Annotated in this window: 11 protein-coding genes; 5 read left to right on the top strand and 6 right to left on the bottom strand. The window is 40.2% G+C overall.

Annotated elements, in window-relative coordinates:
* The first annotated feature begins 15 nt into the window (after window positions 1-15).
* Window positions 16-861, top strand: coding sequence for a translation elongation factor Ts (gene tsf, locus ASU1_RS04040; RefSeq protein ID WP_014991580.1), 846 nt, complete (start codon window positions 16-18; stop codon window positions 859-861).
* Between the two features lie 132 nt (window positions 862-993).
* Here tsf and ASU1_RS04035 read toward each other — a convergent pair whose 3' ends face one another.
* On the bottom strand, window positions 994-2,547 hold the full coding sequence (locus tag ASU1_RS04035) for a phosphoethanolamine transferase (RefSeq protein ID WP_014991579.1): 1,554 nt from the start codon (window positions 2,545-2,547) through the stop codon (window positions 994-996).
* Window positions 2,548-2,656: 109 nt separating this feature from the next.
* Here ASU1_RS04035 and pyrH point away from each other — a divergent pair, with 109 nt between their 5' ends.
* A complete protein-coding gene (gene pyrH, locus ASU1_RS04030) occupies window positions 2,657-3,370 on the top strand; it encodes a UMP kinase (RefSeq protein WP_014991578.1) in 714 nt (237 codons plus the stop codon).
* Between the two features lie 205 nt (window positions 3,371-3,575).
* Window positions 3,576-4,133 carry a ribosome recycling factor gene (gene frr / locus ASU1_RS04025; RefSeq protein WP_014991577.1) on the top strand — a complete coding sequence of 186 codons (558 nt, stop codon included), beginning with the start codon at window positions 3,576-3,578 and terminating at the stop codon, window positions 4,131-4,133.
* A gap of 77 nt (window positions 4,134-4,210) precedes the next feature.
* Here frr and pdxR read toward each other — a convergent pair whose 3' ends face one another.
* Window positions 4,211-5,599 carry a MocR-like pyridoxine biosynthesis transcription factor PdxR gene (pdxR, locus tag ASU1_RS04020; protein ID WP_014991576.1) on the bottom strand — a complete coding sequence of 463 codons (1,389 nt, stop codon included), beginning with the start codon at window positions 5,597-5,599 and terminating at the stop codon, window positions 4,211-4,213.
* A gap of 99 nt (window positions 5,600-5,698) precedes the next feature.
* On the opposite strand from pdxR, the gene pdxS reads away from it, so the two are divergent.
* Window positions 5,699-6,586 (top strand): pyridoxal 5'-phosphate synthase lyase subunit PdxS, encoded by an 888-nt coding sequence (gene pdxS / locus ASU1_RS04015; RefSeq protein ID WP_014991575.1) that lies wholly within the window; start codon window positions 5,699-5,701, stop codon window positions 6,584-6,586.
* On the top strand, window positions 6,586-7,161 hold the full coding sequence (pdxT, locus tag ASU1_RS04010; protein WP_014991574.1) for a pyridoxal 5'-phosphate synthase glutaminase subunit PdxT: 576 nt from the start codon (window positions 6,586-6,588) through the stop codon (window positions 7,159-7,161). Before pdxS ends, pdxT begins: the two co-directional genes overlap by 1 nt.
* 71 nt (window positions 7,162-7,232) lie before the next feature.
* Here the strand turns inward: pdxT and tadA are convergent, their stop codons facing one another.
* The 4 genes from tadA to pnp all read right to left on the bottom strand — a co-directional run bounded on the left by tadA (window position 7,233) and on the right by pnp (window position 13,075).
* Entirely contained in the window at window positions 7,233-7,823 is a 591-nt protein-coding gene (gene tadA, locus ASU1_RS04005) for a tRNA adenosine(34) deaminase TadA (protein ID WP_081541507.1), read from the bottom strand.
* Between the two features lie 17 nt (window positions 7,824-7,840).
* Window positions 7,841-9,700: a DEAD/DEAH box helicase gene (locus ASU1_RS04000; protein ID WP_014991572.1), complete on the bottom strand. Its 1,860-nt coding sequence runs from the start codon at window positions 9,698-9,700 to the stop codon at window positions 7,841-7,843.
* Between the two features lie 230 nt (window positions 9,701-9,930).
* Window positions 9,931-10,869, bottom strand: coding sequence for a lipoprotein NlpI (nlpI, locus tag ASU1_RS03995; protein ID WP_039195060.1), 939 nt, complete (start codon window positions 10,867-10,869; stop codon window positions 9,931-9,933).
* A 64-nt stretch (window positions 10,870-10,933) separates the two neighbouring features.
* The gene (pnp, locus tag ASU1_RS03990; protein ID WP_014991570.1) at window positions 10,934-13,075 is read right to left on the bottom strand and encodes a polyribonucleotide nucleotidyltransferase; all 2,142 of its coding nucleotides are present in this window, start codon (window positions 13,073-13,075) and stop codon (window positions 10,934-10,936) included.
* Window positions 13,076-13,280: the final 205 nt, after the last annotated feature.

The following is a 13,280-nucleotide window of genomic DNA, read 5'->3' as shown; positions in this document are numbered from 1 at the left end:
TTAGAGGAATACAAAATGGCTGAAATCACAGCATCACTCGTAAAAGAACTTCGTGAACGTACTGGCGCAGGTATGATGGAATGTAAAAAAGCGTTAGTTGAAGCAAACGGTGATATCGAATTAGCAATCGACAACATGCGTAAATCAGGCCAAGCTAAAGCGGCTAAAAAAGCAGGTAACGTGGCAGCTGAAGGTGTTATCTTAGCTCGCGTTGCTAACGGTTTCGGTGTGTTAGTTGAAATGAACTGCCAAACTGACTTCGTAGCAAAAGACGCTGGTTTCTTAGAATTAGCAAACGAAGTTGTTGATTTCGCAGCAGCAAACAAAGGCATCACAATTGAAGCATTAGCGGCACAATTCGAAGAAAAACGTGTTGCATTAGTTGCTAAAATCGGTGAAAACATGAACATCCGTCGTGTTCAATACTTAGACGGTAACGTAATTGCACAATACTTACACGGTGCGAAAATCGGTGTATTAGTTGCTGGTGAAGGTTCAGAAGAAGAATTGAAGAAAGTTGCAATGCACGTTGCAGCATCTAAACCAGAATTCGTAAACCCAGAAGACGTTTCTGCAGACGTAGTTGCTAAAGAACGTGAAATCCAAATCGAAATCGCGATGAACTCTGGTAAACCAAAAGAAATCGCTGAGAAAATGGTTGAAGGCCGTATGGCTAAATTCACTGGTGAAGTTTCATTAACTGGTCAAGCATTCGTAATGGATCCTTCACAAACAGTTGGTGCATACTTAAAATCAGTAAACACTTCTGTATCTAACTTCATCCGTTTAGAAGTTGGTGAAGGTATCGAGAAAGTTGAAACTGACTTCGCTGCAGAAGTTGCTGCAATGCAAAAAGTTTAATTTTCGGTATGAAAATAGAAAAAGCAGGCTTTGGCCTGCTTTTTTGTTTCTATCTACCAATTGGTTAAGCGGTCATATTTGCTGAAATTTTTGCAAATTTCTTGCTAAAAATGACCGCTTGTTATCAGCTAACTATTTGGCTGGAATTACAATCGCAGGATCGGCTTTTGCCGGAATCTTTTCAATTACTTGCTTCAGTCCGTAATCGTCTTTATCACTTTGATTGCTAAACAAATCCGCTTGCGGATTTAATTTTTCATTACTAATGCCTATCCATTTACCGATACCGTCAGTAAAGTTTAAACCGGATTTAAACACTTTATAAACGTGGCGTTCGGTATCATCGCTTGAAATTTTAAATAACGGCACATCAAAGTGTAGTTTGCCTTGTGCGGTATTTAAAATATGGATGCCTTTTTCGTCTTCACTATGAATTAAACCGTGGTCGGAAAAGTAAACCATGGAGAAACTTCTGCCGGTTTTCGCTTTATTTTGGTTTAACTCGTTATACAGTTTTTCCAGTAATTCATCGGTTTTCTTCATCGAAGAAAGATAACAGTTTACGTTGTGATATTTTTGCGCAATTTTGGCATCATCAAAGATCTTCGGGTAATCGGTTAGGCGATCACAGGTAATCGGATGTGAACCATATAAATGCACCGCAATAAAGCGCTTGCCTTGGGTCGCTTGCGAAATTACTTGGCTGAATTTCGGCAGTAATGCGAAATCACTGATATTTTGGCTAAATGAATCACCTGATTTGAGAAAGATCTTCTCATCGCTTTTGTTTGCCAATGAAGAAATCGGCGTATCAAAACGTCCTAAATAGCCTTGGTTGGAAATCCAGTAAGTTTTAATCCCGGCGGATTTGACTAGCTCGACTAAATTTAAGCGGTAATTGCCTTCCCAAGTTTGAGTATTCGGCTTAGTGAGCAATAATTTTAATGATGAAATGGTATTGGTTCCACCGGCGGTGAATCCATCAATTAGCGTGCCTTTCGCGTTGCTCATAAACGGCGTATTTTCAACCGGATAGCCGTAAGCATGATGATAATCTTTACGGGCGCTTTCACCGATAACTAACACGTAATCATCATATTTTGAATCGCTAGAAAGTGTGGAATTGCCCCATTCGGAAGGAATCGCAGTACTGTTATTTAGCGCTTCTAATTCCTGTTTTACCTTCATACTTTCACTAAAAAATTCGTGAAAGAATTTGAAGGGCGCAAGGCTGAAAAGTGAAACCACTAATGAGCTAATAATAAATGTACGATTGTTCAAGAAATTAATCTGATGCTGTTTGGTAATTTTTCGGAAAAAAATGATCGCGAGTAAGATTCCGATAGCAATCAAATAATTGCTAATCGGTAACTGAGTGAGAAATTCTCGTCCTTCCAGTAAATCGGTTGCAAATAATGAAGCAATATATTGATAAGATGGCGCACCGAAAGATAAGCCGATTGGCGTATATAGCATATAGCCGATAGTAATCGGTAATAATAATGCGTAGTACGAAATCTTAGAACTTCCGAGCGCAATAATTAAAATGACGGCGCATAGTATTTCAATAAGATTAGGTGTAGGGAAGAAACCGGAACCTTTTAGCATAAAGTAGCCGGCGAAAATTGCTAAAAGCAGCGCAATAAAAGTATAGATGACTTGTTGTTTTGTTAATTTCTGTGTCATTTGCTATTCCAAGAAGTAAATATAATCGGTTGCTATTTCCTGATTAAACAGGATAGTCTATAATAGCGTAATTTTGTTTTTAGTCCATACAGCATAAGAGGCAATTAAAATGAGTAAACCAATCTACAACCGTATTTTATTAAAGTTAAGTGGCGAAGCGCTACAAGGTGATGAAGGCTTCGGCATCGATCCATCAATTTTGGATCGTATGGCGTTAGAAATAAAAGAATTAGTAGAAATGGGCGTAGAAGTTGGCGTTGTGCTTGGTGGCGGTAACTTGTTCCGTGGTGCGAAATTAGCAAAAGCGGGTATGAACCGTGTTGTGGGTGACCATATGGGTATGCTTGCGACTGTAATGAACGGTTTAGCAATGCGTGATGCGTTACACCGTGCGGATGTAAACGCAAAATTAATGTCTGCATTCCAATTAAACGGCATTTGCGATACTTATAACTGGTCTGAAGCAATCAAAATGTTACGTGAAAAACGTGTGGTGATTTTCTCTGCCGGTACAGGTAGCCCGTTCTTTACCACAGACTCTGCAGCGTGTTTACGTGGTATCGAAATTGAAGCGGACGTGGTATTAAAAGCAACTAAAGTTGACGGTGTATATGATAAAGATCCGGCTAAATTTGCCGATGCGAAACTTTACAACCAATTAAGCTATGCGGAAGTTATCGATCAAGAGTTACAAGTAATGGACTTAGCGGCATTTACGTTAGCACGTGACCACAGTATGCCGATTCGTGTATTCAATATGGTTAAACCGGGCGCCTTAAAACAAGTGGTAACCGGTACAACCGAAGGTACGATCATTTCTTAATTATCTGAATGATCTACAAGCGGTCTGTTTTCTTTAATGATTTACAAATAAAGAAAGCAGACCGTTTTTTATTGCCTGCTATTTGCTTTTAACGTCTGTAAAATGTTTTAACAAAACGAGAAATTTGGTGTTAGGGCTATGAAAATGAAAGGGATTTAGGTAGAATTGACAAGTTTATTGACTCAAATATTGAAAGGAACAACAAATGATCAACGAAATTAAAAAAGATGCGCAAGATCGTATGGAAAAGAGCTTAGAAGCGTTAAAAAGCCATATTTCTAAAATTCGTACCGGTCGTGCACAACCAAGCCTTTTAGACGGTATCCAAGTAGAGTATTACGGTTCTGCAACACCACTTCGTCAAGTAGCAAACGTGGTTGCGGAAGATGCGCGTACATTAGCGGTAAACGTATTTGACCGTTCTTTAATTAGCGCAGTAGAAAAAGCCATTTTAACCTCTGATTTAGGTTTAAACCCTTCATCAGCCGGTGCAACAATCCGTGTTCCACTTCCACCATTAACAGAAGAGCGTCGTCGTGATTTAATCAAAATCGTAAAAGGCGAAGGCGAACAAGGTAAAATTGCAATCCGTAACGTACGTCGTGATGCAAATGACCAAATCAAAGCGTTATTAAAAGACAAAGAAATCAGTGAAGACGAAGAGCGTAAAGCACAAGATGAAATCCAAAAAATCACTGACGGTTATGTGAAAAAAGTAGATGAAGTATTAGCGGCAAAAGAAAAAGAATTATTAGATTTCTAATCTTTGCTGAATGAAGAAAAAGGCACGTGTTGACGTGCCTTTATTTTTGCAAAAAAATTGTAAAATTTGACCGCTTGTTAGCAAGCAATATCCCAACAGTGCAGCAACTTACCCAATCCCTTCCGAAGTTGTTCTTCCGACAAATGACCGAAGCCTAAACTAAATAATCTGCGTTGTTGGTGATGAATCGGATAGACCTTAATTTTCTGTGCTTTTGCCAGTTCGACTAATTGATCTAACGTTCTTGTTTCGTTTAATAATTCGATCAGCAAATAGAAGCCGGAATGTTCGCCATAATATTTAATCTGTTTAGTATGGGGCGAGAGTAGATCACATAATAACTCCATTTTACGGCGGTAAATTTTTCTCATTCGATTAATATGTTTTTCAAATTCACCGGATTGAATAAATTTGGCTAAACGTTGCTGTTCCAAGCGAGAAACAGAGGCATTAAAAAATTCACAATATTGCTGATATTTGCTCAATAAATTGCGAGGTAACACTAAAAACGTAATCCGCAGTGAGGGCATTAATAGTTTAGAAAATGATCCTAGATAGATCACTTTATCTTGTCGGTCTAAACTTTGTAACGACGGAATCGGTTTGCCGGTGTAGCGGAACTCACTGTCGTAGTCATCCTCAATAATATAACGTCCGTCTTGTGCTGTTGCCCATTCGAGTAATTGTTGGCGTTGTCCAACGGTTAGAATATGACCGAACGGATATAAATGCGAAGGAGTCAGATACGCTACGTTAATTTGGTTCTGTTCCAAAAAAGGTATATCCAGTTGATAATTTTCCGAGCTGAACGGCATTTTAAAAATTGGCTTTTGATAGAGATTCAATAGTTTTTCTACCGTAGGATAACCGTAAGATTCCATTGCCCAATTCATAGCGGGGTTGAGCTGTTGAAATAATAAAATCAATTGCTGTAAGCAGCTTTCTACTCCCGCACCGATCACGATTTGTTCCGGCTCGCAATTTACCCCGCGTGAAGCCAATAAATATTGGGAGATCTGTTGACGTAAATTGAGGTCGCCTTGCTTGTCACCCATATTTAAAAAATCTTTATTTGTCCAATTGGCACACTTTTTCCAACGATTCAATGGAAAAGATAGGCTATCGATTTTATTTGAGTTGAAATCGATCTCATACTCTGTAGAAGTGGTCGAATTTATAAAATTTTTTACGACATTTGCACTCGGATAAGCTTGCTCAGCTTGAAAACAGACAAAAAAACCGCTGCGAGGCTTAGATTCGATATAACCTTCTGCTAACAGCTGTGCATAGGCGCTTTCCACCGTATTTTGGCTAATTTGTAAGTATTCACAGAGGTGACGTTTAGACGGCAATTTATCGCCAAGTTGTAATTCTTGGTTATAAATAGACCGCTTGATTTGCTGATAAAGTTGTAAATAAAGCGGTGTAGTTTGCTGCTTATTGAGTAGATAGCTTAATTTTTTCACTTCTGACCTCATTAATATTTATAAAATTGATACTTTTAATCATATCTGATTGATCTAAAAATAGCCACCGTTTTTCACATCAATAAAAAGGAAATTAATATGGCTAAAATTTTAGGTTCGGATCTGGTTAAACGCGGAATGGCACAAATGCAAAAAGGCGGGGTCATTATGGATGTAGTGAATGCGGAACAAGCTCGTATCGCAGAAGCTGCCGGTGCGGTTGCCGTTATGGCGTTGGAACGTGTACCTTCTGATATTCGTGCAGCGGGTGGGGTAGCAAGAATGGCAAATCCGACGATTGTGCGTGAAGTGATGGAAGCGGTATCCATTCCGGTAATGGCAAAAGCACGTATCGGACATATTGTTGAGGCGAGAGTGCTGGAAGCAATGGGTGTAGATTATATTGATGAAAGTGAGGTATTAACGCCGGCAGATGAAGAGTTTCACTTATTAAAAAGCGAATATACCGTACCTTTTGTGTGCGGTTGCCGAGATTTAGGCGAAGCACTGCGCCGTATTGGAGAAGGCGCTTCGATGTTGCGTACTAAGGGTGAACCGGGAACGGGAAATGTGGTGGAAGCGGTACGTCACTTACGCAAGGTTAATGCGCAATTACGCAAAGTGATTAATATGAGTCATGATGAACTGATGACTGAAGCTAAACAATTAGGTGCACCGTTTGAATTATTGCTACAAATCAAAACGCTAGGCAAATTACCGGTGGTGAATTTTGCGGCAGGCGGAATTGCCACACCGGCAGATGCCGCCTTGATGATGGAACTCGGTGCAGACGGCGTATTTGTCGGATCAGGTATTTTTAAATCCGAAAATCCGGAAAAGTTTGCAAAAGCGATTGTAGAAGCTACCACTCATTATCAAGATTATGACTTAATTGCCCGCCTTTCAGCAGATTTAGGTGAACCGATGAGAGGCTTGGAGATCAGCAAATTAGCGGCACAAGATCGTATGCAAGAGCGTGGTTGGTAATGAAAGATTATACAAAATATACTGTAGGCGTATTAGCACTACAGGGAGCGGTTTCGGAACATATTGCTCAAATAGAGACACTGGGCGCAAAAGCCATTATGGTAAAAACGTTAGCCGAATTGCAGCAAGTTGATGCACTTATATTACCCGGTGGCGAAAGCACCGCAATTGGACGATTACTTCATTCAAGCGGTTTATTTCAGGCGCTACAATCATTTGATAAACCTATCTTAGGCACTTGTGCCGGATTGATTCTATTAGCGAATAAACTTGAAGGCGATGAGCAACCTCATTTGGCGAAAATGGATATTCAAGTTCAACGTAATGCTTTTGGGCGGCAGGTTGATAGCTTCCAAGCGGAATTAATGATTAAAGGATTTACCGAACCTTTTCCGGCAGTGTTTATTCGTGCGCCTTATATTAGTGCTGCTGGAAATGAGGTAGAGGTATTGGCGGAATGGCAAGGAAATGTTGTATTTGCCAAGCAAGGTAATTTACTGGCTTGTGCATTTCATCCGGAATTAACTTCAGATAACCGTATTATGGCATTGTTGTTACAACAGATTAAAGGATAAGGTGTTTTTGTTGGCACTAGGGACACCGTATAGGTGTCCTTATTCAAGGAATTTGCAAAAAATGCAGAAAATTAGACCGCTTGTTTTTGTTGCTTCTGTTCTTGACGACGACGTTGAAAGAATCGGCTGATTTTTTGGCTACAGTCTTCCGCTAATACTCCTCCTCGAATTTCAAGAAAATGGTTCATTTTGTAATCTTCAAACAGATGAAATCTCGAACCGATAGCACCGGTTTTATAGTCACTCGCACCAAAAACTAAGCGATGTAAGCGACTATGTAAAATAGCTCCGGCACACATAGTGCAAGGTTCTAAAGTGACATATAGAGTACAACCTAATAAGCGATAGTTATTTTGTACTTTACCTGCTTGACGTATTGCAAGCATTTCTGCATGCGCACTAGGATCGGCAAGTTGAATCACTTGGTTCCAGCCTTCACCAATAATGTTTCCATCGCTATCGATCAGAACTGCGCCAACAGGAATTTCACCTATTGCTTCCGCACGATCTGCTAATGCTAAAGCATATTGCATAAAGTGAATATCTTGTGCTGAGATGGCTAGTGAACATTGGGTCGTTTGAGGTTTGATAAACATAATCGTAAAAATTAGAAAAAATTTAACCGCTTGATTGGATAGCAAAATGCCCCAAAACTGGGGCATTTAGTTAACAACGTGAATTAGTCACGACGACCACGACCTCTGTCATTGAAACGTTTTTCTTTAAAACCGCCTTTCTTACGGTCGTTAAAGCCACCTTCACGACGGTCAGAACGGCCACCACGATCTCCACGGCGGTCATTGCGATCATTTCTATCGCTACGACGACCACCACCACGGCGTTCTTCAAACGGTTGGCTGTTTACACCACCGGCAGGACCTAACAAAGACATTTGCATCTGTTTGTTTAATACACGTGCTTTCTGCGCAAAGTGTTGCACGATGTGGTTCGGCATACCTTGTGGTAACTCAATCGTAGAGTAAGTATCGTGTAATTTAATGTGACCGATATAACGGCTGCTAATATCACCTTCGTTAGCGATAGCGCCTACGATATGACGTACTTCCACACCGTCTTCACGACCTAATTCGATACGATATAAATCCATTGCCACACCGTTATTTTCACGGTGTTCACGGCCGCCACGGCGCTCATCACGTCCTCCACGACGATCGTCACGGTCTCTGCGACCACGTTCGCTACGTGCTGCACGAATTTCCGGATCCGGCGGAAGAATTAATTTTTGTTTCTCTTGAAGCATCATCATCATTGCCGCTGCCAATTCCTCGTGGTCTTGGTCGGCTGTGAATAAATCTTCAAGTAGTTCACGGTATTTCTCTAAATCGTGGTGTTCTAACTGTGCTGAAACACGTGCTTTGAATTTCTCGCGACGTTTTTCCATTAGAATCTCATGATTTGGAATCGCAACTTCATCGATCGGTTTTTTCATTAAATGTTCGATATTACGAAGTAAACGGCGCTCACGAGGTTCTACGAATAATAATGCACGACCAGAACGACCTGCACGACCGGTACGACCGATACGGTGAACATAAGATTCCGCATCTAATGGAATATCAAAGTTCACTACAAGGCTGATACGTTCGATATCGATACCACGAGCTGCCACGTCGGTTGCTACTAAGATATCTAAACGACCTGATTTTAATTTTTCTAACGTTTGCTCACGTGCTTGCTGGGTCATATCACCGTTTAATGCCGCCGCACGGTAGCCGTTACGTTCACATAATTCGGTAATATCAATTGTGCCGGTTTTGGTACGAGTAAAGATAATTGCCGCATCAAATTCTTCTACTTCTAAGAAACGTAGTAACGCATCATTTTTACGGAAGCCATTTACTAACCAGTAGCTTTGCGTGATATCTGGTGCAGAACGTTGAGTCGCTTGAATTTTAACTTCTTGCGGATCTTTCATAAAGCGACGGGTAATACGACGAATCGGTTCAGGCATCGTTGCAGAGAATAATGCTGTTTGGTGATTTTCCGGTAATTCCGCCATCACGGTTTCAACGTCGTCAATAAAGCCCATACGAAGCATTTCATCCGCTTCATCTAATACGATAGATTGAAGCGCAGATAGATCTAATGTACCACGACGAATATGATCAAGAATACGACCCGGAGTACCAACAACAACTTGTGAACCTTGTTTTAATGCGCGTAATTGAATGTCATAACGTTGACCACCGTAAACGGTTACAACACGCACGCCTTTCATATTTTTAGTAAATTGTTCGCACGCATCTGCTACTTGGATTGCTAATTCACGAGTTGGTGCCATCACTAACATTTGCGGGTGGCGTTGTGCCGGATCAATTTGTGCAAGTAACGGTAAAGAGAATGCCGCTGTTTTACCACTACCGGTTTGCGCCATACCAAGTACGTCACGGCCAGCTAATAAATGAGGGATAGTTTCTTGTTGAATTGGCGATGGGTTTACAAAGCCGATTTCATTTACTGCGTCAAGAATTGATTGTGGAAGACCTAAGTCTGCGAAAGTTAAAGAATTAGTTGTCATAAAAAACCATAAGTAATAAATAATGGCGTGATAAAGATAATTAGGTTATGCATTGCAATACATAACAAATTATCTTAGTTATCCATTATCAATTGATAATAAATTGTTGAGCTTAGGAAAGAAAAAATAAAGTAATGAAGCAAATCAGATGCTTTTAACAATTTGTCCCAAAGAGTACAAGCGGTCTGTTTTTACAAAAAATTTGCAAAATTTAGACCGCTTAAATCGTCCTAATTATTCCCAACAACGGGAGTAATTTGAGCTGCTGCGCTATTACTACGTAGCTGAGAAAGCTCAAATAAGGCAAAACGATACTCAACAAAGTTAAACACTTGATTTGCAAGAGAGAGACGGAAAAGCGTGGTGGCTTCATCCGTTTTATTTAGTTTGAGTTGTTGTTTTGCTAGATAAAAATACGTTTCGGTTAGAATTTCCGCATAAGAAGCAGTATTTGGTTGCGCTTCTTTTTCTATTCTATCACGAAGTTGTCCAAGAGTTAACTCCCCTAAGAAATAATGTACCACATTTGTTCCCCAAAAATCTGGAGATAATGATTTGGCTCGAGCAATTAGATTTGCTTTTGCTTCATTAGGTTTGAGTTCTAACTCATTGAAATATAACCATAATGCACGATATGGATCTTGCTTTTCTTCTTCATAAAAACGCAATAAATCACGTTCTGCTTCCGAATAACGACCACTATAATAAAAAGCTAAACCACGATTTAAGTAAGTATAATTATAGCTTGGATCAAGTTCTAATACGGCATTGAAGGCATCAATAGCGCTGTCGTAATCATCTTCAAGTAACAGATATAAACCCATATAATTATAGGCAGCAGCCATTTTTTGGCTAAGACCGATAGCTTGGGCAAAATCATAACGAGCAAGGGACCATAAACCTAAGCTGTCATAGAGTACACCTCGTTCAAAATGAAGATCTGCACGTTCGGCAGGGCTTAATTTTGCTTCTTGTAATACCTGTGTTAAACGGACAACCATCACTTCTTGTTCAAAGCGTAATTGCGGGTTTAATTCGGCTAATGCTAAATGATTTGACGAAACCATTTCTGAAATATTGCGATTGACGCAACCGGTCAGAAATAAGAATGTGAAAAGATTGAACATTAAGAAGCGAATATGAAACACTTTAAATATCAGTGAAAACATTAGATAAGCAGCCTTTGAGAAAATATCTACCCTCTGCTAAAGAGGGTAGATTATGTGAGTGCTATTAGATCTCAGCTTGTTGCTCTTGAGGTTGAGCTTCTGTTTCTTCTGCTGGGGTTGCAGCATCATTGTTGATGTCTTTCATCGTTAAACGAATACGGTTTTGACGATCGATTTCAACCACTTTCACAGTCACTTCTTGACCTACGCTTAAGTAGTCGGCAACACGTTCAACACGTTCATTTGTGATTTGTGAAATGTGAACTAAGCCTTCTTTACCGCCTAAGATAGATACAAATGCACCGAAGTCTACAACACGAGTAACTTTACCTTTGTAGATTGCATTTACTTCAACTTCTGCAACGATATCTTCAATACGAGCCATTACAATTTTCGCTGCATTATTATCAGTTGCGGCTATTTTCACTGTACCGTCGTCATCAATATCAATTGAAGTACCGGTTTCTTCTGTTAATGCACGAATTACCGCACCACCTTTACCGATAACATCTTTGATTTTCTTCGGATCAATTTTCATCGTGTGGATACGAGGCGCAAAATCAGAAATATCTGCACGAGGAGCCGGAATTGCTTGTTCCATTACGCCAAGAATGTGCATACGAGCACCTTTCGCTTGATTTAATGCAATACGCATAATTTCTGGTGTAATACCTTCGATTTTAATGTCCATTTGAAGAGCCGTTACACCTTCACGTGTACCGGCTACTTTAAAGTCCATATCACCTAAATGGTCTTCATCACCTAAGATGTCTGAAAGTACGACGAATTTTTCTTCTTCTTTTACTAAGCCCATTGCGATACCCGCAACTGCCGCTTTAATCGGCACGCCGGCATCCATTAATGCTAAAGATGCACCACATACAGAAGCCATTGAAGAAGAACCGTTTGATTCGGTAATTTCAGAAACCACACGTACTACATATGGGAATTCTTCCGCAGTCGGCATTACCGCTAACACACCGCGTTTTGCTAAACGACCGTGACCGATTTCACGACGTTTTGGTGAACCGATCATACCTGTTTCACCTACAGAATATGGAGGGAAGTTATAGTGGAATAAGAAACGATCTGATTTCTCACCGGTTAATTCGTCAATAATTTGTGCGTCACGCTCAGTACCTAAAGTTGCAACCGCTAATGCTTGCGTTTCACCACGGGTGAAGATCGCAGAACCGTGAGTACGAGGTAAAACGCCGGTGCAAATATCTAATGCACGAACGGTGTCTACCGTACGACCGTCAATACGCGGTTCACCCGCAAGGATACGACCACGAACGACAGAGCTTTCTAAAGCAGTGATAATATCAACGATTGCACCTTCAGAAATTGTTTCGTCTTGCGCAGTTAATTGTGCAATAACATCTGCTTTAATTGCATCGATTTGTTCGTAACGAGCTTGTTTCTCAGTGATACGGTATGCATCACCGATACGAGCTTCCGCTAATGCTTTAACTTGATTGATTAATGCGGTATTTGGTTCCGGAGCAACCCAGTCCCAACGCGGTTTACCTGTTTCTTTTACGAATTCTTTGATGTTTTCAATCACAACTTGTTGTTGTTGATGACCGAATACTACCGCAGATAGCATTTGTTCTTCAGAAAGAATGTCCGCTTCAGATTCAACCATTAATACCGCTTTATCTGTACCAGCAACCACTAAATCTAAACGGCTTTGTTTTTGTTCTGAAATAGTTGGGTTAAGTACGAATTGATCATTAATAAAACCAACACGTGCTGCACCGATAGGGCCGTTGAAAGGTACGCCTGATAATGAAAGTGCAGCTGATGCACCGATCATTGCGACTAAATCCGGGCTAATTTGAGGGTTTACAGAAACAACGGTTGCAACCACTTGGATTTCGTTGAAAAAGCCTTCTGGGAAAAGTGGGCGAATAGGACGGTCAATTAAACGAGCGATTAATGTTTCACCTTCAGATGGACGGCCTTCACGTTTGAAGAAACCACCTGGGATACGACCAGCCGCATAAGTACGTTCTTGATAGTTAACGGTTAATGGGAAGAAATCTTGGCCTTCTTTTACATCTTTTTTAGCCACTACGGTAACGAATACGGTTGTATCGTCCATACTTGCCATAACTGCCGCCGTTGCTTGGCGAGCGATAGCACCTGTTTCTAATGTTACGGTATGTTGACCGTATTTAAATTGCTTAACAATTGGATTCATTTTTGAAATTCCTTAATTTACTTTTAATCGTTTCGTTTTATTTCTTTAAATTGCGACTAGCAAAAACTCTCTGGGTGCCAACAAATAGTTTTTGATAGCCGCCTCTCTAAAATCAAGAAATAAAGCGAATTCATTATACAGAAAAATTTATAGAAAATCGTTAATTATTTTAGCGGCAGTTCGATTTTTACAAAATCCAAGTGCT

Origin of the sequence: Actinobacillus suis ATCC 33415, from assembly GCF_000739435.1 — a bacterium.
Lineage (GTDB): Bacteria > Pseudomonadota > Gammaproteobacteria > Enterobacterales > Pasteurellaceae > Actinobacillus > Actinobacillus suis.
Note: the sequence above shows the minus strand (reverse complement) of the source record. Positions and strands in the feature narration are given on the sequence as shown.

Bases quoted from the DNA above. Each gene is read 5' to 3' on its own strand.
- tadA (WP_081541507.1), bottom strand. From the start codon at position 7,823: ATGCCCCAGTTTTGGGGCATTTTGCTATCCAATCAAGCGGTTAAATTT.
- pdxS (WP_014991575.1), top strand. From the start codon at position 5,699: ATGGCTAAAATTTTAGGTTCGGATCTGGTTAAACGCGGAATGGCACAA.
- ASU1_RS04000 (WP_014991572.1), bottom strand. From the start codon at position 9,700: ATGACAACTAATTCTTTAACTTTCGCAGACTTAGGTCTTCCACAATCA.
- nlpI (WP_039195060.1), bottom strand. From the start codon at position 10,869: ATGTTTTCACTGATATTTAAAGTGTTTCATATTCGCTTCTTAATGTTC.
- frr (WP_014991577.1), top strand. From the start codon at position 3,576: ATGATCAACGAAATTAAAAAAGATGCGCAAGATCGTATGGAAAAGAGC.
- ASU1_RS04035 (WP_014991579.1), bottom strand. From the start codon at position 2,547: ATGACACAGAAATTAACAAAACAACAAGTCATCTATACTTTTATTGCG.
- tsf (WP_014991580.1), top strand. From the start codon at position 16: ATGGCTGAAATCACAGCATCACTCGTAAAAGAACTTCGTGAACGTACT.
- pnp (WP_014991570.1), bottom strand. From the start codon at position 13,075: ATGAATCCAATTGTTAAGCAATTTAAATACGGTCAACATACCGTAACA.
- pdxT (WP_014991574.1), top strand. From the start codon at position 6,586: ATGAAAGATTATACAAAATATACTGTAGGCGTATTAGCACTACAGGGA.
- pyrH (WP_014991578.1), top strand. From the start codon at position 2,657: ATGAGTAAACCAATCTACAACCGTATTTTATTAAAGTTAAGTGGCGAA.